This is a genomic window from Secundilactobacillus muriivasis (assembly GCF_054785195.1).
Genome location: NZ_BAABMI010000018.1, coordinates 64,479 through 83,696 on the forward strand (window position 1 = coordinate 64,479; position 19,218 = coordinate 83,696).

Below are 19,218 nucleotides of genomic sequence, written 5' to 3' on the forward strand. Positions count from 1 at the left end.
GCGAGTAACTGATTGCCACGCATCACGATTAGCGAATGGTGGTATGATGAAGTCATCTTAAGATGATTGTGGGGGCAATTCAGATGAGAACAGGAATCAAGTTAGGGATCATGGGGTTAACGTTGGTATCAGCTATGGCAGTAACGGCGGTTGTGCCAGCACACGAACCAGTGGCGCAGGCTAAAATGGTCACGTTGCCGAAAGCGTATCGGCATGTTTGGCGGTATAGTTATAAACCGTTCCACCAGCGGATGGTGTTGAAAACCTACGCGCACTATGCCTACTTTACGGACACACCAGGTCATGGTAAATACATCAAGTACCGCTACGTCCATAATAAGGGCCACAAGTACGGCACGATTCCAGTCAACGGGACCTATGAGTCAGTCGGGCTGAATTTCAAAAACAGTCGCAATTTGTACGTGGGTTACGATATTTCAACCCTGCATTTCACACACCGGTAGACCAATTTAAAAGTGCCCGGCTTCAACTGACGGTTGAGGCTGGGCACTTTTGTGTTGTAGAATAGGGGTAAGCGAAGATTAGTGTAGGGGGACAACCATGACCGAGCATAGTTATAATTATGGCAACCAATCGAATCAGTACCTCTCGGCAGCGGCCATGCTGGAGGAGACGATGGCCTACTATCAGATCACGCAACAGGATCTGGCCGAGCGTATCGGGGTGACGCAAAAGCACGTTTCTGAAGTGTTGAACCACAAAGCGTACCTGACCCCGCAACTGGCGTTTCGCGTCGAACGGGTCACGGGCCTTTCCGCGCGGACGTTGTTGAACCTGGACTATCAGTACCGCTTGCAGTTGGCAGCCGAGTCGGTGAAGCAGGAAGTGCCGGGGGAAAATAACTTGTTTTTGCACCCGTATGAGTGGTCAACGTTTCAGGGGTAGGGTCATGGTGCCTGGTTGAAAATGATGATTAATAATAGAGGTAACGTTCGAGTGAGGTAATTAGCGCTCGAACGTTTTTTATATTGAAAGCGTAACCACCGTTATGCATATTCATACGGTAAATGAGTGATTTTTAATGATTATCTGTTAATTCTCATGATAATTGGTAGTTAGTTGAACAAATATGCACCATGTTTCAAAAAATTGTGCTCATTCAGCATTATTTTGACTTGTAAAGCAATTTAGGTTAAAAGTCCCCAATTGGTATGCTATAATACGCGAACGAAGAAAACTTATCTTTCAATAAGCAAATTTCTTCGCAATGCTTAACTTGAATCAACGCAATGATGTTAGGAGGTGAAATCAAACGAAAAAGTTTATTCAAATTAACCAACGAGTGCTCCTTTTGGTCGGGCTGCTGGTGGGGTTCTTTGTGTGGGGGCTGATGACAGTTAATGCCTCGGCCGCCGCAACAACCCCTGACAGTCTTGCACCAGTAGCGGCAACGAAATCAGCGCCGATGGACACTCAAGCTTCAAGTACAACCTCGGAAAGTGTGGTTGACCAACCAACGACTGCATCACTGGAAACTGATGATCAATCAGCACCGACGAGCACAAGTCAACCGGTTCAAGCCGAAGCACCAGCACCAACGACGGCACAACCGTCAAACGCACCGGCCCCTGAATCGGAGCGCCAACCCGCAGTAACACCCACATATAACCCGGGCAATGATTTAACCACCAAAGTCAAAGTGAGCCAACAACTCTACGATGGCTACGGGAACCCCATTGATGAGACGTACCAGTCCAACATCTACGATCAGGAAAGTATCAAGGTGATGTCGCATTTTGAGGTCCCGGTCGACTTGGTGGATGACATTCAAGCGGGTGATTACTTTAAGGTGGCATTACCTGATAACCTGATCACCAGTGATACGACCGTCCATGATCTAATCAATGAAGACCAGTTGGTGGGGGTGTATCAATTATCATCAGTAGCGACCGAGAAAGCATTTAAAGTGACCTTCAACGACTTTCTTGCTCGAAATTGGAAGTTCAGTGGGCTAAAAGGGGACATCGAAGTGCACGGTCTTGCGCAAATCGGTAATTTGGACGTGGCAACGAAAACCGGTGGCGTAACGAACATCGAAGTGCAGCCTCGGCCTAGTCGAGAGACGACCGGTGATGCTTACGTTGCCACACGGGAACCGATTGCTAAGCAGGGGTTCCAAGTGCCCGATTACGATGGCGGGCCAACGTGTGACGTCAACTGGATTCTCGATATCAACACCGATGCAATCGCGGAGGCGCTGGGTGGCGGAACCGCGACGCACGCAATGACCAACACCATGATCTACGATAACCTGACACTCGGCCAAACGGTGTCGACGCGCTCAACACCGCGGGTCATGGTGCCGATCTACTACCGGGATGCGGACGGGAAGGTGTTAAATACCTACGGCCCCCGCCTCGAAGTTAGCATCGGCGACGAGGTGACGGTGGCCCAAGTGGTTGCTGCTAACCACATCGCTGAGGCGGACGTGACGTTCAGTCAGTTCGGGAGTTACATCAAGCAACGGCTTGGGTCGTACGGGTATTTCAAACACACCAGTGATGGGAGTTTGTTTGACCAAGCCTACCAAGCGGGGCAGATCACTTTCGTTATGAATCTCGGTGACTTAGGCACCCCAACAGCAACCGGCAACCAACTTCACTTGGCTACCACAGCTGAGGCAACGCCTGAAGCCCAGATTCAAACCGATTTTCCAACCGGTGCGGCTGATCTGCAACAAACGTTAGCCGGCTATCAGAACCTGTTAGCTGCAACGGCGGGCTCTGGCATCGCTGGACTCCACGTAGAGTTCCTGATGCACGAACTCGCTGACGTGGACCAACAGTTGTCGAACACGGCAATTTTGGTTCATGATGGTCAAAGCAGCCCATCTAACAACTACAAGATCCTATATGACAGCACCAGCAGCCGCGTGGAACTCACGTTGGCCAAGGGCGTTATTCGGATCCAAAAGGCGGCTACGGCCGTTGATGACTCGGGTAACTATCCAGCATTAGCCGGGGTGGTATTTAACATCACCGACGCTAACAATCACGTGGTGGCGCAACTCGTCACGGACGCCAACGGTATCGCTGAGACCTCAGTCTTACGGAGTGGACACTATCTGATTCGAGAAATGCAGTCGGTGGCCGGTTACGACCCAGTGATGCTGGCGGATGTCGCCGGAACGCTGCTGGGTGACGGTCAGAGTTATTCAGTCACCATCGACCGTAAAGCCGATGATCACGGGATTCTCGTGAACGTCTTCAATAAAAAGACGCCCACCACGACGATTACCGTGACCAAGCAGTGGCAAAACGTGCCAACTGGTGTGCAGACGCCTGACATTGAGGCAACATTGTATGCGGGTGGTGAGTCTACCAACCAGACGATTACGCTAACGCCGCTGAACGGCTATACTGGACGCTTTACGAATTTAGCCATCACGGATGCGACTGGCAATGCCATTATTTATTCGGTTCACGAAACCACGCCAGTCGAGGGCTACACCGCTGAAAATAACGGGGTAGCGCAAGTCGTCAACGGTCACGCACTGCTGATCAACGACTACAACGTGCCAGTTGAACCACCAGTGAAGCCAACGACTGAGATCACGGTCGTTAAACAGTGGCGCAACGTTCCCGCTGACGTGGTGACGCCAAGCGTGACGGTGACCCTGTTGGCGAACCAGATGGCAACGAAGCAGTTAACGCTGACTAAGGCCAATGGGTACTTGGGTCAGTTTACGGATTTGGCGGTGACAACGGCTGACGATGAGCCAATCGTCTATACGGTCCAAGAAGCCCATGTTGATGGCTACACCGCTGAAAACGGCGGGTTTACACAGGTTGTTAACGGTCAGGCTACCATCGTGAACGATTACAACGTTCCCGAGGAACCTAAAGAACCGAAAACACCAAACGAACCTAAGGATCCTAAAACGCCGAACGAACCAAAGGAACCGAAAACCCCGAAGACGCCAAACGTGCCGGAGGAGCCCAACGTTCCCGAAGAACCAAAGACGCCAATCGTGCCTGACACCCCGGTGACGCCGGAAACTCCAACGACACCGGAGACGCCAGTTACGCCCAACGTTCCCGAGACGCCAACCACGCCGGAGGAACCAAGAACGCCTAACGTTCCAGAAACACCAATCACACCGGAAACACCGGTCATACCTACCGAACCAGAAACACCACACCTGCCTGACGTGCCATCACCATCAACAGTGCCCGAATCACCACTCAACACAACCAGTGAGCGTGAATGGTTCCCGGTACCAGCGACTAGTGAGGCCAAGCGAACGGTGCAACCCGCAGTGGCGACTGAGCTAGTCACTCAGTCAACGCTAACGCAGGCAGCCCCAGCACAATCTGCGGCAACCTTACCACAGACGAGCGACACCCAATCAGTTGTAGCGCTATTAGGCGGCCTATTACTGATGCTGGTCAGCTTAGCAGGTGCAGCCTGGTTGCGTCGGTCAACGTTATAGACGCACACAAAAAATCGCATGGCGGCCAAGTGGCAGTCACGCGGTTTTTTGGTAGTTGAGATAAAATAGTTTTAGTTTAAATCCAGTACCGACTAGGCCTCAGCCAACGCCTTAGCCGTCCGCACCATGTTGCAAACAAACCCGTACTCGTTATCAAACCAAGTAGCGGTCTTCACCACTTGGAAGTCGCCGTTGGTGGTTACTTCCGTCAGGGTTGGATCAAAGACGCCCCCGTGCGTGTCGCCGATGATGTCGGAGGACACGATGCTGTCTTCGTTCCAGCCAAACGATGGCGTGTTGGCGTGACCGTGGATGGCGGCGTTGACTTGGTCAGCGGTGACGCCCTTGGTGCCCAATACGGAAACCAGTTCGCACACCGAGCCGTCGATGACCGCTACCCGTTGCGCATGACCCTGTAAGTGCCCGTCCAGTTCGGGGATCACTAAGCCGATTGCCTTGGCTGCCCCGGTGGAATGAGGAATCGTGTTCGCCGAAGCGGTCCGGTTAGGGCGGAGCTTGCTGCCTTTAGGCCCATCTAAAATCATTTGCGAGCTGGTGAAGGCGTGGATCACCGTCATGGTGCCGACTTCCAAGCCGAAGGCCTGATTCAACGCGGCGGCCATTGGCGCTAACGCGTTGGTGGTGCAGGATCCCGCCGAGATGATTTGGTCGTCTGCCGTGATCGTATCGTGGTTCACGTTGTAGACGATGGTCTTCATTGGGCCAGCCGGGGCGGAGATCAGCACCTTCTTGGCACCAGCGTCCAAGTGGGCCTGTGATTTATCCGCCGAGGTGTAGAACCCGGTACATTCCAGCACGATTTCCACGCCGTTGGTGCCGACCCACGGGATGTCGCGAGCGTCGCGTTCGGCGTAGACCCGGTACGCGGTGCCGTCGATCACCAGCGAGTCCTCAGTCGCCGAAACGGCGTAGGGCACGGTGCCGTGCGTCGTATCGTATTTGAACAAATACGCCAACATGGATGGCGTTGTTAGGTCGTTGATGGCCACCACTTCGATTTCCGGATCGTTGAGTTCCAGGATCCGGCGCAACACTAGGCGGCCGATGCGGCCAAAACCGTTGATACCAACTTTTACCATTTTGATTTCCTCCTCCAAGTCAAAACCAAAGGGACATCAATCAATCCCCATTATACGGGCTGGCGCGGCGGTGACAATCAAGGCGACTTGGTTTGGCGGGAGTTGGGAAAATACCGTGCAACTGTTCGAAAATGGGGCAGTTTTGGAGTTTGATTTGATAGTCAAAATGCGCGATTGTGATTGCGAAAAATTAAACTGGGCGTAAAATTAAGGGTAGACACCACCGAAACACTCTAATTGACAGCGACCCAAAACCTGATAAACTAAACGTAGAAACTACATTTGTAAACGGAGGCCACATCGTGAGCGAAACGATTACTAAAAACATCCCCGAAATCACCCCAGCTGAGTGGGAATTAATGCGCATCGTCTGGACGAAGGGCGCCATCGTCAGCCGCGACCTGATCGACATGCTGCAGGCCAAGCGCGACTGGTCCGATTCCACGGTTAAGACGCTGTTACGCCGGCTGGTAAACAAGGGCCTACTCACCACCGAAAAAGAAGATCGGCGGTTTATCTACCGCGCCACCATCAGCGAGATCGATGCCATGGACGATAGCTCACAGCAGTTGTTCGACCACCTGTGTGCCATGAAGAAGGGCCAGACACTGTTGCACTTGGTGGATCACACCACGCTGACCCAAAGTGATATTGCGGCGTTGCAGGAACTGTTGGCGAAGAAGGCCGCCAGTGCGCCGGAGAGCGTTGAGTGTGACTGCTTGCCGAAGGGCTTTGGTGATGGGTGCGAGTGTTAATGGAACGATTATATAAATGAATGAGGTCACTGCTTTCGTAATTGGAAGCAGTGACTTTTTGATAGAAGTGGTTTTAGTTGTTCAATCGCTGAGAGTCACTTAGAATAGCTGTAGCAGCGAATTGATAGAAATGAGCGGAGGAAAGTGACATGTTAAGTGTGATGACATTCGTGAACTGGTTTCGGGTTAAGAGTAACGCCCAGATGCGACAGTACGACTTTGCGGACGAATTGACCCAGATGAAGGTCATGAAGTTGCTGTATTACGTGCAAGGCACTAATTTAGCGGTGTACGATCAAAAGGCGTTTCCCAATGATATTTTGGCGTGGAAGTACGGTCCGGCAATCCAAGAAGTCCATGATCGGTTTGCTGGCAAGCGGGAGATCGTCGGGACGATTACACCTGAAGACTTGGCGGATTATAAGACAATTGAGGCTAACTCAGACTTGGCTTCGGTGATGGACGCGGTTCAGACGGCTTTCGGTGATAAGTCAGCAATTGAGTTGATGAAGCAGACCCACGAAGAACGACCTTGGCGAGAAACGCCGCAGAGTGGTGTGATTGCGCCGGATTTGATGAAGGCATACTTTAAAGCGGAAGTGGTGAAGACGGATGAGTAGGCGTTTTTCGGTGGGGAAACCAACTGAACGGGTTGAAGAAATAGGTTTAAAAGTTAAAAATCCGAAAAATGATATGGCACCTATTTTTCTATAGGTTCTATATCATTTTTCGGATTTTTGCATTTAGCCCATTTTAAATTGCAGGATATACTGACAAAAATGATCTAACACCGCTAACCCCAACCAACTAATCGCACCGTCACGATTTCCTAATTTGGTCGAATAAACGTCACAAAAAGACCATTTCCTGTTCGCTTGAACCGCGCAGACTGCCATGACACACTAGAGCCATCAAAAGCAGGAAGTGATGAGTGTGACGGAGATACGGCAACTGGTTAATTGGTTTCGGGTCCACAATGAGGCACAAGTGCGACAGGATGGGGCAACGGAAAAGTTAACGTTGGAGCAGGTGATGGCGTTACTGTACTACGTGCAAGGGATGCATTTAGCGGTGTTTGATACCGTGGCGTTTGCGGATGACATTTTAGCTTGTGAGCGGGGTGTGGCGATTCAAACCGTGGCGACACAGTTTTACGGAGCGGCGGGGTTGATCGATGACCTTGATGAAGCCGTTGTCGCCGACCATGACGCGATCGAAGCTGATCCGCAACTGGCCGCTATCGTGCACACGGTTCAAGCTTTTGCGGATGGCCGGTCGATTATTAGACTGATTACGCGGATGAGTACCGAACGGCCTTGGATGGAGACGCCGCAGAATCAGGTGATCTTGCCGGGGTTGATGGCGGATTATTTTCGGAAGTTGATGCAGGTGATTGAGTAGGTGGTCGTAATGAAATAGAGTACTTTAGAATGCGATGACCGTTTAATAGTCATCGCTTTTTTTATTCCTATGAGCGTTAATAATTTTGATATCCTTCAGTTTTTTGAACATTAACCAACAAAAAAGGGTCGCCAATGGCAACCCCTTAACAGCCAACAGATGACTGCATGAATTTAATCATGTGAGTTCAACCATGTCGAACTCAACACCTGTTAATATTCAAAGAAATTACAGTGTACGCTAGGCAATAATACCAGTAGAAATTAATCTAACTCCGTACCCGATAACTTAAGTATAAAGCAAAAAAGTAGAAAGTCAATTTAAGACGACTTGAAAAATTAAAGTCACTCAAAAATACATACACCAAATTTAGAAGCGTATTGGCCCTTTGATGCAATACCTGTATACCGAGCCTTCCGAATCGTTTGGTAGATGGATGGTTTGCTTTGTGGCGTGTTTGTATAATTAAGTAGCAATGGTCTTGGAATAAAGTCAGCTATTTGTAGTCCTGCATCATTCTCTTGTTTTTGAATAAATTTGATGGTGTATAGGGATTTCTGTAATTCTAGTGCAGAGTAAATCATAGTACCGTTTGCTAAGATCTTATTGAACATTTTTCTTGTGCGTTGATCTTGCAAATCAGAACTCTGGTTTTTGCGTGATTCAAAGATAATGTTGCCATGACCGTTATGTTGCTTTAAAAAGATACAAAAATTTTCAATGATGCATTTTAAACATAGATAATATGCAGAGTATGAGTCACGTTCTACACTGTAATTCATAGATATGGACGTTTCGTTTTCGATTGCTCCGAGTACAGTCAATCTTTCATCATGAATTATATTACCAATTTCTTGAATAGCTAACCGCTTGTTTCTTCTATTCTGATGAAATGCTTGATACTCTGGGCGCTTTCTGACAATTTTTGTGTTATCGGATCGAATCTCCGCTTCATGCAAGATAATCGACTTAGCTTTTGGTATCGTATAGCCATCATTCGTGGCCCAAATGGTCGTTTTCAATATTCCCATTCGTTTTCTAACAGTATGAATTTGAGTATTGCTAATCACAACGCCGGCGATACAGTAACTCATTTGTTGCTTTGTTTTATCAAAAAACTTGCTTTCATCTAAGTACAAACTGTAGAACAAACAAATCACTCCTGATTTTTAAATAAGTATCTGTAAGATTTTATCATAATAGATTTGGTGTGTATACTACTGGAAAAATTCGGTTTGTCATTTGTTAGGTTGTTAATTTTTGAGTTCAGTAACAAGCGACTGCCGTTTATCCAAATACCGCACAGCCCCATCCGGATCAGAATAGGTCAATAACTGGGCAGCTTCCATCAACGAAAGCTGCTTTTTATCAACCAGTTGTTGCGTCACATCTGTGTAGTGGGAGAACTTCTTAAAGGGTTCAACTTGGTCTAATGGGCTAGGCGGAAAACTTGAACAACGAATATAAGCTAACCAGTCCGCTTCGGTGAGGTTAATTAAGTGATGACTGAGTAATAAATTGAGCTCTCTCAAACGACGCGCAACGGCTTGATATGGCATGGATGATAAGTTAGCAATGCGGACAACGGCTTCTTGTGCAGCCGATTCGTCGCGTTTTGACGGCTTTTTAACGTAGTTGTACCAAGCTAAGGTAACAGCTTCTTTCGGTAGCATAAGCGCTGCCGCAAAATGATCTGCTGCTCGTTCGCTATCAAAATGAGGCGATTGGGCAAGTTGTTTAGACTTAGAATTTTCAAAAAGATCGGAATCAATCCCTAAATGCCACAGTTCGTGAGCGGCGCTATAGTAGCGAGCCCGTAAACTCTGATGTGTATTGAGGGCGATGAACGATTGACCTTTATACCGAATTGACGCCCCAGCGTAGGTCGCATCATCGGCATCCTGATAAATCAGGCTTGCGTGTTCGGCTAGAATTTGTTCGATATCGGAGCCGATAAAAATATTGGAACTTAAATCAGAGACTAAAAAATCGCTCGCTAAATTTTCGGCAATCGTTTCACTAATGTAAGTGGCTTCTTTAGAATGTTCACTCATGGAGAGTCGCCTCCAAGTCTACACAATGCTGAATATCCCAAAGTAGTTGATCAAGTTGTTTTTGGGATGTGTCATTTGAAAGTTTCCCTCTTAAAACGACCTGGGGCTTGGTATCAGTAAATTGGTCGTCACCAAGTAGTTGTTCTAATGGCATTTGAGTGATTTTTGAAATGGCAATCAAGTACTTCGTTTGCAGTTTACGATTCTGGTTAAGAACTTGGCTTAAAAGGGCGGCAGACATATTGATCTGGTCAGCCAACCAGGTTTGAGTTTTATGATTATCTTTGAGCCAGGTCTGAATGAGCGTGAGGGTGATTTGCTTGTTCATGAGGATTCTCCTTTGTATAACAGTTGGTGATGTCTCAAGTTAATCATAGCATGCAGTGTAAATTTTTACATCTAATAAAGCTATTTTGTAAATATAGAAACTAAATAAAAAGAATGTCCGGGCCAACTCACCCAAACATTCAAACAATTGCTAATTACTGTTCCCGCGCCTTCCGCGACAACGCCAGAATCGTCGCGTTCACCTCGCGTTTCCGCCGATTATACTCGCTAACCATCCGTTCGCGGGGAATGCCCTCAACCAGGAGGTCCTGCAAGATCTGACTGCCAGCGTCTAACACATCATCGTCACGTACAAATTCATAAAAGATCCCGTTCGTGAGTAACTTCGGTTCGACGCGAACCCCCGCGCCAACGTGGAAGTGTTCCGGAACGGCCAACGTTACTGCATCGCCCTGCTGCTTGGTGGTGATTGCCATGACTGCTGCCTCCTAGTTTTCCTCAAATGTCACCACTATTATAGCGGGTTAGACCCCGGATAGCGATTAATTTGATTGAAAAAATCAACGAAAGTAGTAATTAGCTACATAACGAGGTATTTGGCTGAATTTGTCAAAATACCGCCCAGTTAACTCGCCCAATAAGTCGAATCGCGACAAGTGTGGTATCATCAAACTAAATCAATGCAACCGATTCCATTCACGAGGTGATCAACAATGTACATTGGTATCGACTTAGGCGGCACCAACATTAAACTGGGCTTGTTGGCGGATGATTTGAGCGTCATCGACCGCTTGAAAGTGCCAACTGAATCCGAAACGAACAGTGACACGGTGATGGCCAATTTGAGCTATGGCATCCAGCAACTGTTTATCACAAACCACATCAGCGCCAACGACGTCCAAACCATCGGCATCGGCGTTCCGGGCCAGATGGATATTCAAAAGGGACTGTCCATCTTCTCGCCCAACTTCAGCAACTGGGCCAACGTGCCAGTCGCCCAACTGATCGCCGATGAGTTCCAAACCCAAACCGTCATCGACAACGACGTGCGCGTCAACCTCTACGGCGAGTGGCAGTTCGGCGCCGGCCGCCGCAAGCAAGACGTCTTAATGGTCACCCTAGGCACCGGCTTCGGCGCAGCAGTCATCGCCGGGGGCAAAATGCAGTACGGCCGCTCCGACAGTGCCGGTGAAATGGGCCACATGAGCATGCACCACCACGGTCGCCCGTGCGCCTGTGGCAACAAGGGCTGCCTCGGCCGCTACGTGTCAGCAAGGGGCATGCTGTGGACGGTCAGAGACCACTTAGAAGCCGGTGAGACCACTATCATGACCGATTGGGTCAACGGTGATGTTAGCCAACTCACCGCCCACATGATCTCAAAAGCCTATGACGAAGGTGACCCACTAGCCAAACAAGTCATGCAAGAAACCGGTGAAGAGTTTGGCTACGGCCTCGCCAACGCCATCAACCTGTATAACCCAGAACGGATCATCGTTGGCGGCGGCGTTGCCCAAGCAGGGGAGCGGTTAATGGCCCCCGCCAGAGAAATCGTCGCCACCCATGCGTTGAAGACGGCGCGGGAAGCCTGCGATATCGTGATGGCTGATTTGGGGCCCTGGGCTGGGATGATTGGGGCTGGGGTGTATGCGAAGGTGAAGAGCGCGGAATAATAATTATAGTAAAAAATAATGCCTTGTAGCATTCGTTACATTTAAATGAATGCTACAGGGTATTATTTGTGTTTTAGATAATTCACACATGTGTGGAGGAATCTGACTTTGGTATTAGTCGTGCATTCTTTATTGAATCACTGTGAAATTTTGAATGAAAGTTATAACCATTTTTTATTGAATTGCTTATGCTGTTCAAACGTTTCATGCTGCTGTTAGCGTTAACCCAATTACGGTTTAGTTGCTTAGCTGAGAGTACTGAATTTAAATGTGGTGTTGAAAAGAGGCTAGCGTGTAAGGTTAAGTGTGTTTTTTGTAAACGAGTTGGTTGAAAAGCATAATCTGCATTTAAGTGTAATATCGAACCTTGTTGTTTATTAATGCTAGACCAAGTACTGTTTTTTTCGGAATTAGCAGTTTGTGATGCAGTCTTTTTATCATTAAAAGGTTCGTTATTTGCCCATTTAAACAGATTGTTTTGATATCCTGTTTGTAAACGTTGATTATTCTCGATTTGTGACAGTGTAGACGCCCCAATATCTAAACGATTCGCGAATTCTCGGACAGTTAAGCCTAATTTCTTTCTTAATTTAAGGATATCCGTAGGTTGCATGAATCCCTTTTGATTACGGTATGCTTCAAAATCTTTTTCGACATTTTCCATGGGGTGTTCAAAGTCTCCCCAAAGTTCACCGTCTGAATCCTCCCAATAATGGTGTTGTACTTGTAAATCTGAAAGATCTTTAACCGTAACGGTTTCAGTAATATATTTTTCGGTATATAAATCATTCGTTTCAGTCTCTGGATTATAAAATGTTTTTTTAGTAGTCATATTAAAGGTCTCCATTCAAAAAGTGATTCTATCGGAAGGGAAAGGTCATTGGGAATGCTGCTTGATGTAATGAAATCCAAAATACAGTATGATCTGGCTTATCTTTAAATTTTAAGTAACATTGAATTCCAGATATTGTTAAACCAAATATCCAAACTTCTCCTGGTCTAGGGGGCTGATGGTTATCCAATTCAGGACCAGATACGTAGTTTTGATAAGTGAGCTTTGTATAAATTTCATCAAGCACACTAGTTTCAGTGAACCCAATTAGTGAAAGTGTGATTAGATTGATTCGACGAGAACTCAGTCGCCACAGCTTACGTCGATTTTTGATACTAACGAGAATTGCTTCAACATCCGATTGATTAGTCACGAGGTTCACGTCCAGATTAGATTTGTGTTGCGCCAATCACATTAAATTTGTGTTGTTTGAATCACATAGTATAGTAGCATATTTGTTTTTCAGGGAAAACAAATATGCTTAGATATTTCAAAAAATAATAGAGAATTCCAATATGATCGTCTTTTTGTTAGTTACGTTGTGGCACCTGACGTTGATTCAATTAAAATCAGTTTGGTTGCTATTTGTCGGTTATTTGAAGTAGTCATTTTTTCATCAATTGGGTGCATGTGTTCAAGCTGTTGATAAATATTCGAGAACAATGTTTAAACTAAGTGAATGCGAGATTCCAAAAAAGCCAATCAAATAAGGTCTGTAACCACTGATAATTCAGATACTAGCGGCTACAGACCTTGTTATAGTGTGATGACTATTGTCAATATCTAGTTGTAGTCAGAAAGTACGTTGCGAAACAGCTTATAAAATTGAGAAGATAACCGCAAGTGCTAAATCACAGACACGTGTCCCAAACAACATAATAAATACTCAACTATCAGGACGTAATCCCGGAAAGTAATGGACTAAGATGTAATAGTGCTCATCACGTCATTAAATGGCGTATTAATACTCGGTAAGTATGGGATTAAAAAACTACCCACATTCGTTAAAGCAGTTTGAACCAAAAACTTATCAATAGACAAATCGTCAGTTACCTTAAGTAATCAATAGGCCCAACAATTACCAGTAGCCATACTAACTATTACCACGCGAGAAACATTACGACAACTATTGTCGCAAAGATTTTACATAGCGCAATAACAGTCACCAAACTAACCCTCCAAAATAGTGCAACGCAATCAACAACACAAACTACCAAAACGCACCAACCAAAAACTTCCCCAAAACATTAGATACACAACCTCTACACTACCTCAATTATAAAGAATTAATTAAGTTTCTTCCTATTAAATTAACCCTATATCCGACCACATACTTCCGCCACCATCACGCCCCATTGACGTTCCAATTCTCGAAAAGATTGCCTTGCGGACTTGACGACAACCCAATTAAATGGAAAGATAAGTGGTGAAATTATTATATTTTGTAAAGGAGGCTGGTGCTTCGTGTGAGAAGTGCCAGTTTAGGGAAGTGAGCAGTATGAGTGATCAAAACAAAGATGTAAACACGCATCAACATCATCATAAGCACCATCATCGCCACCGCGGACTTAAGCGGTTCCGCAATGTTATTATCGGTATCTTAGTTATCCTAGCTGTAGGGGCTGCAGGATACTCAGCATACGCTTGGCACAAACTGTCAGAAACCTCTAAGGTCATCTACAAGAGCGCCGGCGCACCCAAGCTGCGGAAGGCTAGCACCGTGATCGATAAGACCAAGCCGGTGTCAATTTTGCTGTTGGGGACTGATACGGGTTCGTTGGGCCGGACTTACAAAGGTCGGACCGATACGATTATTGTAATGACAATTAATCCTAAGACCAAAAAAACGGTGATGATGAGCCTTCCACGTGATATGAAGGTCGATTTACCTGATTACGCGAAATACTCACCAGCCAAAATTAATGCGGCATATACGTATGGTGGGACTAAGGAAACGATTAGTACCATTCAAAAATACCTCAACATTCCAATTGACTACTACTTGATGATCAACATGGGTGGTTTGAAGAAGGCTATCAACAAAGTTGGCGGCGTGGATGTTGTTTCACCATTGTCATTTACTTACGAGGGTAAGACGTTCAAGAAGAATCAGAAGTATCACTTGAATGGGACAGATGCCTTGAAGTTCTCACGGATGCGTTACGATGATCCAAGAGGGGACTATGGACGGCAAGAACGGCAACGGTTGATTATCTCAGCATTGCTGAAGAAGTCGATTTCATACAAGACGGTTTTGAATAATGACTTCTTGATGGCGATTTCGGATGAGATGCAAACCGACTTAACTCGGAGCCAAATGGTTAGTTTAGCGCTTCATTATCGAGATGCCGGTAAGAATGTGAAATCTGACCACGCACAAGGAACAGGCGAGATGCTTGGTGGTCAAGCGTTTGAAGTTGTTTCGGCAACAGAACGGGCACGGGTATCGAATGTATTACGTGCTAACTTAGGCTTAAAGCAAGTTAACTACTAGGTGATAGAATACTGACAGGCTACAGTAATGTAGCTGTCAGTATTTTTTTATGGCAAAAAATTGAAAAAATAGAGACCGATAACACCTTTTCGGGGTAGTGCTGGATGGTATAATTAGAGTAAAATATCTGTCATGTTATCTCACTGAACGTAAAAAAATATCACAAGCCTATGTATCATTTAGGTTAAAATTTTAAGATTGCCTTGCGTTTTTGTTAAATCTGATAAATAATGGCTAATGATATTGTCATATTTTAAAATCAATGTTCGGAGGATCAACATGGATACCACCTTAGATTTACGCCAAATGTTTGGCATCTTACGCAAACATATTTGGTTCATTATTATTAGCACAATCGGATTTGCAATTATCGCCTTTGGTGTTGCGGAATTTGCGATGACTCCGAAGTACACGGCAACGACTCAAATCTTGGTTAACAAGAAGACTTCAAACGAGGGTCTTGAATATCAAAATCAGCAAGCCGACGTTCAGATGATTAGTACATACAAAGACATCATTACTAATCAGGTTGTTTTGAAGCAAGTTAAACATAATCTTGCGCATCCTGAGAAGGTTGTTCGGAAAGCCACTAAGGCGGTTTATCGGACTAATGCTTTAACGGGTAAGAAACAGTTAGTGAGAGCTGCGCGACCGGCTGTTATTAAAACCACTGGAAAAGCATACAAAATTACCGTTGAAGATCTTCAGAATGCTATTTCTGTTTCTAATCAGCAAAATTCACAGGTTTTTGCATTAGCAGTTGAGAGTACAAATCCTGAAGAAGCGGCAGCAATTGCTAATCAAGTTGCTTATGTATTTAAGTCTAAGATTAAATCGATGATGAGTGTTAACAATGTTACTATCGTTTCCAAAGCGGTAGCCGATAATCAAAAGACGTCACCAAACACAAAGCTAATTACTTTGGCAGGACTAGTACTGGGTATCTTAATTGGAATGGGTTATGCTTTCATAAAAGAATTAACAGATACCACCGTTAAGGATGATGAATTCTTAACAACGCTTGGGTTAACGAATTTAGGCCATATTGCAACTATCAAGATGCGTAGCACTAAATTAGCAGTTAAACCAAGTTCACAGCAGTCATCGAATAGGAATAAACGAGTTCGGGTATAGGGAGGATCATCATGGCGTTATTTCGCAAAAAGAAAAAATTATCAACAGATACAATTGATAACGGGGTGAAACTGATCACGGCAGTGGAACCTAAAAACGTGGTGGCTGAACAATTCCGGACAGTTCGGACAAACATTGATTTTTCATCCATTGATCGTGAATTGAAGACAGTACTGTTTACATCATCAGATGTTAGTGAAGGAAAGTCGACTGTGTCTGCCAATACGGCAGTTACGTGGGCTCAGCAGGGTAAGAAGGTACTTTTTGTAGATGCTGATATGCGTCGCTCAACGTTGCACACAACCTTTGGTGTTACGAATACTCAAGGTTTATCAACGATTCTTGCAAATAATGAAGATTATCATGGAATTGCTGTGAATAGTGTTGTGGATAACTTAACGGTTATTACCAGCGGTCCGGTTCCTCCTAATCCGGCTGAATTATTAAATTCTAATCGGATGAAGAATTTTCTTCAAACCGTTCAGAGTGAATATGATATGGTCATTCTTGATGTACCACCTCTGCTTTCGGTTACGGATACCCAGATTTTATCAGCTGAAGTTGATGGCGTTATTTTAATCGTAAGACAGGGTGTTGCACAACGAGCCTCAGTTCAAAGAGCTGTAGAATTGTTGGAAATGGTTCATGCTAATCTACTTGGTTATGTTCTAAATGATGTTGCACCGAAGAATGGCTATGGTTATGGCTATGGTTATGGTTATGGTTACGAAAAATAATCAGAGAGGATGATTAGATGATTGATTTACACTGCCATCTATTGCCCGGTGTGGACGATGGTTCCGCCAATCTAGATATATCGTTAAGATTAGCTCAAGAAGCCGTCGAAAACGGGATAACACATGCGTTATTAACGCCGCACCATATGAATGGTGTGTTTATAAATCATCGATCGGATGTAGTCGCTCGAACCGAAGATTTTCAAGAGCAATTGAAACAACATGGAATTGAGTTAACAGTATTTCCGGGGCAAGAAGTACGAATCAACGGTGATTTGCTAACGGCGCTAGATAGTAATGACGTTTTGTTTGCAGATGAATCTGGTCAATACCTAATGTTGGAATTTCCAGATGATGATGTGCCAGCGTATACAACGGATATGATTTACCAATTGCAACAGCGTGGAATTGTACCCGTGATAGTCCACCCAGAGCGTAACACGAAGATAATGAAACATCCAGAATTATTGTTTGAGCTATTAGAAAAAGGATGCTTATCTCAGATAACAGCAAGTAGTTACGTTGGAACTTTTGGTGATAAAGTTCAGGTATTTAGCCGACAGTTAATAGCTGCTGGACAGGGATATTTGTTTGCTTCAGATGCGCATAATCTACCAGGTAGAAAGTATGAAATGCGAGAAGCGTTTGAAAAATTAAGAATGGAATTTGGCAATGAAGTAGCCAATCAATTTGAAGAAAATGCGAAAGCGATTATTAATGGGGACGCTGTTTTAACGCATCAAATTGAACCGTTAAAATTTAAAAAGAAAAAGCGATTTGGGTTATTTTAAGATGAGGGGGAAGATAAAGGAGGGCGTTCTGTTGATGGAAGCTGAAAAACATGTTAAGTATGATGTAGAAAACACTGATGAAATTCAAATGATAAATTCAAGACAACGTAGGTATTTATTCACAAAAAGATGTATTGATATTGTTGTAGCGGTAATAGCTTTGGTTTGCCTTAGTCCAATTTTCTTGTTTGTCTGGATTATGAATGTGTGTGATAAATCAAGTCATGGTCCTCTGCTATATGCGCAGATGAGAATGGGATATCACGGTGAACAATTTAAAATGTACAAGTTTCGATCTATGGTTGTAAATGCCGATGAAAAATTGCATGCGGATCCAGTTTTATACGCCGAATATTTAGCTAATAATTATAAACTAAAACCAGAAAATGACCCTCGAATTACAAGAATTGGACAGATTCTTCGGAAAACCTCTATTGATGAAATTCCTCAATTCATTAATATCTTAAAAGGTGATATGAGTCTTGTCGGACCACGTCCAGTGGTTAAAGAGGAACTCGTTGAATACGATGAAAAAAAGTTGTTGTCAGTGAAGCCTGGTGCTATGGGACTTTGGCAAGCAAGTGGGCGAAGTCAAATTGGTTATCCTGAACGTGCTCAGATAGAAATGAACTACATTGACCATTTAAGTCTTAAGTTTGATATTCAAATAATGTGGAAAAACGTTGTTAAAGTTTTCAGTGGAAAGGGTGCTTATTAATTAATATTAAAGTATTAGTTGCAACCCATAAAAAAGCACAAATGCCAAATGCGTCAATGTATTTTCCCATATTAGTGGGTGCTAAAAAAAATTGGAATAAAGATATTGAGTATCAGCGAGATGATGTCGGACCTAATATTTCGGAAAAAAACCCCAATTTTAATGAATTAACGGCAATTTATTGGGCGTGGAAGAATGTAACAAATGTTGATGCTTTGGGACTAGTACATTACAGACGCTTTTTTTTCGGATCTAGTGGGAAGACCTTAAGAGATGTTTTAACTCAAAAAGATGCTGAGCGATATTTAAAGGATTTCGATGTGTTATTACCGCGTAAACGAAAGTATTACATTGAATCAAATTATTCGCATTATATCCATGCACATCACAAGGAACCCTTAGATGAAACTAGGCGAATTATTGAGCAAGTATTTCCGGAATATGTTGCTAGTTTTGATAAAGTGATGTCAAAAAGAAGTGCCCATATGTTTAATATGTTCATAATGAAAAAAGAATTGTTTGATAACTACGCTGAGTGGCTGTTTAGTATATTAAACCGACTTGAAAGTAAAGTAGATATATCAAAGTATGATACTCAAGAGGCTAGGGTTTTTGGATATATCTCAGAGCTTTTAATGGATGTTTGGATAGATACCAATCAGATTAAATATAAGGAATTACGTTGGAATTTAATGGGAAAGAGCCATCTTTTAAAAAAAGCCAGTTATTTTCTACTTAGAAAATTTGGTATTGGGAAAAAGCAAACGCACTTTTAATCTATTAAAAGT

General features: G+C 44.6%; 20 protein-coding genes. 13 read left to right on the forward strand and 7 right to left on the reverse strand.

What is annotated here, in order from left to right:
• Positions 1–83: 83 nt before the first annotated feature.
• The 3 genes from ACYVR3_RS05255 to ACYVR3_RS05265 all read left to right on the forward strand — a co-directional run bounded on the left by ACYVR3_RS05255 (position 84) and on the right by ACYVR3_RS05265 (position 4,453).
• Positions 84–464: a hypothetical protein gene (locus ACYVR3_RS05255; RefSeq protein ID WP_461243372.1), complete on the forward strand. Its 381-nt coding sequence runs from the start codon at positions 84–86 to the stop codon at positions 462–464.
• A gap of 97 nt (positions 465–561) precedes the next feature.
• Entirely contained in the window at positions 562–906 is a 345-nt protein-coding gene (locus ACYVR3_RS05260; protein WP_461243373.1) for a HigA family addiction module antitoxin, read from the forward strand.
• Positions 907–1,351: 445 nt separating this feature from the next.
• The gene (locus tag ACYVR3_RS05265; RefSeq protein ID WP_461243374.1) at positions 1,352–4,453 is read left to right on the forward strand and encodes a Cna B-type domain-containing protein; all 3,102 of its coding nucleotides are present in this window, start codon (positions 1,352–1,354) and stop codon (positions 4,451–4,453) included.
• Between the two features lie 92 nt (positions 4,454–4,545).
• On the opposite strand, the gene gap is transcribed toward ACYVR3_RS05265, so the two are convergent.
• Positions 4,546–5,553, reverse strand: a complete 1,008-nt coding sequence (gene gap, locus ACYVR3_RS05270) for a type I glyceraldehyde-3-phosphate dehydrogenase (protein WP_461243375.1) — start codon at positions 5,551–5,553, stop codon at positions 4,546–4,548.
• A 302-nt stretch (positions 5,554–5,855) separates the two neighbouring features.
• Between gap and ACYVR3_RS05275 the strand changes: the two genes are divergently transcribed.
• The 3 genes from ACYVR3_RS05275 to ACYVR3_RS05285 all read left to right on the forward strand — a co-directional run bounded on the left by ACYVR3_RS05275 (position 5,856) and on the right by ACYVR3_RS05285 (position 7,709).
• Complete coding sequence (locus ACYVR3_RS05275; RefSeq protein ID WP_461243376.1) at positions 5,856–6,308, forward strand: CopY/TcrY family copper transport repressor; 453 nt, start codon at positions 5,856–5,858, stop codon at positions 6,306–6,308.
• 149 nt (positions 6,309–6,457) lie between these two features.
• Positions 6,458–6,928 (forward strand): Panacea domain-containing protein, encoded by a 471-nt coding sequence (locus ACYVR3_RS05280; RefSeq protein WP_461243377.1) that lies wholly within the window; start codon positions 6,458–6,460, stop codon positions 6,926–6,928.
• Between the two features lie 313 nt (positions 6,929–7,241).
• The gene (locus ACYVR3_RS05285; RefSeq protein ID WP_461243378.1) at positions 7,242–7,709 is read left to right on the forward strand and encodes a Panacea domain-containing protein; all 468 of its coding nucleotides are present in this window, start codon (positions 7,242–7,244) and stop codon (positions 7,707–7,709) included.
• A gap of 344 nt (positions 7,710–8,053) precedes the next feature.
• Here ACYVR3_RS05285 and ACYVR3_RS05290 read toward each other — a convergent pair whose 3' ends face one another.
• The 4 genes from ACYVR3_RS05290 to ACYVR3_RS05305 all read right to left on the reverse strand — a co-directional run bounded on the left by ACYVR3_RS05290 (position 8,054) and on the right by ACYVR3_RS05305 (position 10,527).
• Complete coding sequence (locus tag ACYVR3_RS05290; protein WP_461243379.1) at positions 8,054–8,860, reverse strand: DUF3800 domain-containing protein; 807 nt, start codon at positions 8,858–8,860, stop codon at positions 8,054–8,056.
• A 102-nt stretch (positions 8,861–8,962) separates the two neighbouring features.
• Entirely contained in the window at positions 8,963–9,763 is an 801-nt protein-coding gene (locus ACYVR3_RS05295; protein WP_461243380.1) for an ImmA/IrrE family metallo-endopeptidase, read from the reverse strand.
• On the reverse strand, positions 9,756–10,091 hold the full coding sequence (locus ACYVR3_RS05300; RefSeq protein WP_461243381.1) for a helix-turn-helix domain-containing protein: 336 nt from the start codon (positions 10,089–10,091) through the stop codon (positions 9,756–9,758). Before ACYVR3_RS05300 ends, ACYVR3_RS05295 begins: the two co-directional genes overlap by 8 nt.
• 154 nt (positions 10,092–10,245) lie before the next feature.
• Positions 10,246–10,527: a toxin-antitoxin system gene (locus ACYVR3_RS05305; protein ID WP_461243382.1), complete on the reverse strand. Its 282-nt coding sequence runs from the start codon at positions 10,525–10,527 to the stop codon at positions 10,246–10,248.
• 237 nt (positions 10,528–10,764) lie between these two features.
• Here ACYVR3_RS05305 and ACYVR3_RS05310 point away from each other — a divergent pair, with 237 nt between their 5' ends.
• Positions 10,765–11,724, forward strand: coding sequence for an ROK family protein (locus ACYVR3_RS05310; protein ID WP_461243383.1), 960 nt, complete (start codon positions 10,765–10,767; stop codon positions 11,722–11,724).
• 82 nt (positions 11,725–11,806) lie between these two features.
• On the opposite strand, the gene ACYVR3_RS05315 is transcribed toward ACYVR3_RS05310, so the two are convergent.
• Entirely contained in the window at positions 11,807–12,556 is a 750-nt protein-coding gene (locus tag ACYVR3_RS05315; RefSeq protein WP_461243384.1) for a helix-turn-helix domain-containing protein, read from the reverse strand.
• A 28-nt stretch (positions 12,557–12,584) separates the two neighbouring features.
• Complete coding sequence (locus ACYVR3_RS05320; protein ID WP_461243385.1) at positions 12,585–12,929, reverse strand: hypothetical protein; 345 nt, start codon at positions 12,927–12,929, stop codon at positions 12,585–12,587.
• 1,125 nt (positions 12,930–14,054) lie between these two features.
• Between ACYVR3_RS05320 and ACYVR3_RS05325 the strand changes: the two genes are divergently transcribed.
• From ACYVR3_RS05325 to ACYVR3_RS05350, 6 genes are all read left to right on the forward strand, one after another.
• The gene (locus ACYVR3_RS05325; protein ID WP_461243386.1) at positions 14,055–15,050 is read left to right on the forward strand and encodes an LCP family glycopolymer transferase; all 996 of its coding nucleotides are present in this window, start codon (positions 14,055–14,057) and stop codon (positions 15,048–15,050) included.
• A gap of 279 nt (positions 15,051–15,329) precedes the next feature.
• Positions 15,330–16,184 (forward strand): YveK family protein, encoded by an 855-nt coding sequence (locus ACYVR3_RS05330; RefSeq protein WP_461243387.1) that lies wholly within the window; start codon positions 15,330–15,332, stop codon positions 16,182–16,184.
• A gap of 11 nt (positions 16,185–16,195) precedes the next feature.
• Positions 16,196–16,921 (forward strand): CpsD/CapB family tyrosine-protein kinase, encoded by a 726-nt coding sequence (locus ACYVR3_RS05335; RefSeq protein WP_461243388.1) that lies wholly within the window; start codon positions 16,196–16,198, stop codon positions 16,919–16,921.
• 17 nt (positions 16,922–16,938) lie between these two features.
• Positions 16,939–17,712, forward strand: a complete 774-nt coding sequence (locus tag ACYVR3_RS05340; RefSeq protein WP_461243389.1) for a tyrosine-protein phosphatase — start codon at positions 16,939–16,941, stop codon at positions 17,710–17,712.
• Between the two features lie 34 nt (positions 17,713–17,746).
• Positions 17,747–18,430: a sugar transferase gene (locus ACYVR3_RS05345; protein ID WP_461243408.1), complete on the forward strand. Its 684-nt coding sequence runs from the start codon at positions 17,747–17,749 to the stop codon at positions 18,428–18,430.
• Positions 18,430–19,206: a DUF4422 domain-containing protein gene (locus ACYVR3_RS05350; protein ID WP_461243409.1), complete on the forward strand. Its 777-nt coding sequence runs from the start codon at positions 18,430–18,432 to the stop codon at positions 19,204–19,206. The genes ACYVR3_RS05345 and ACYVR3_RS05350 overlap by 1 nt, the downstream gene beginning before the upstream one ends.
• Positions 19,207–19,218: the final 12 nt, after the last annotated feature.

Coding starts and splice junctions, on each gene's coding strand:
- ACYVR3_RS05325 (WP_461243386.1), top strand. CDS start 14,055: ATGAGTGATCAAAACAAAGATGTAAACACGCATCAACATCATCATAAG.
- ACYVR3_RS05300 (WP_461243381.1), bottom strand. CDS start 10,091: ATGAACAAGCAAATCACCCTCACGCTCATTCAGACCTGGCTCAAAGAT.
- ACYVR3_RS05260 (WP_461243373.1), top strand. CDS start 562: ATGACCGAGCATAGTTATAATTATGGCAACCAATCGAATCAGTACCTC.
- ACYVR3_RS05265 (WP_461243374.1), top strand. CDS start 1,352: ATGACAGTTAATGCCTCGGCCGCCGCAACAACCCCTGACAGTCTTGCA.
- gap (WP_461243375.1), bottom strand. CDS start 5,553: ATGGTAAAAGTTGGTATCAACGGTTTTGGCCGCATCGGCCGCCTAGTG.
- ACYVR3_RS05330 (WP_461243387.1), top strand. CDS start 15,330: ATGGATACCACCTTAGATTTACGCCAAATGTTTGGCATCTTACGCAAA.
- ACYVR3_RS05255 (WP_461243372.1), top strand. CDS start 84: ATGAGAACAGGAATCAAGTTAGGGATCATGGGGTTAACGTTGGTATCA.
- ACYVR3_RS05305 (WP_461243382.1), bottom strand. CDS start 10,527: ATGGCAATCACCACCAAGCAGCAGGGCGATGCAGTAACGTTGGCCGTT.
- ACYVR3_RS05280 (WP_461243377.1), top strand. CDS start 6,458: ATGTTAAGTGTGATGACATTCGTGAACTGGTTTCGGGTTAAGAGTAAC.
- ACYVR3_RS05310 (WP_461243383.1), top strand. CDS start 10,765: ATGTACATTGGTATCGACTTAGGCGGCACCAACATTAAACTGGGCTTG.
- ACYVR3_RS05295 (WP_461243380.1), bottom strand. CDS start 9,763: ATGAGTGAACATTCTAAAGAAGCCACTTACATTAGTGAAACGATTGCC.
- ACYVR3_RS05345 (WP_461243408.1), top strand. CDS start 17,747: ATGGAAGCTGAAAAACATGTTAAGTATGATGTAGAAAACACTGATGAA.
- ACYVR3_RS05340 (WP_461243389.1), top strand. CDS start 16,939: ATGATTGATTTACACTGCCATCTATTGCCCGGTGTGGACGATGGTTCC.
- ACYVR3_RS05335 (WP_461243388.1), top strand. CDS start 16,196: ATGGCGTTATTTCGCAAAAAGAAAAAATTATCAACAGATACAATTGAT.
- ACYVR3_RS05315 (WP_461243384.1), bottom strand. CDS start 12,556: ATGACTACTAAAAAAACATTTTATAATCCAGAGACTGAAACGAATGAT.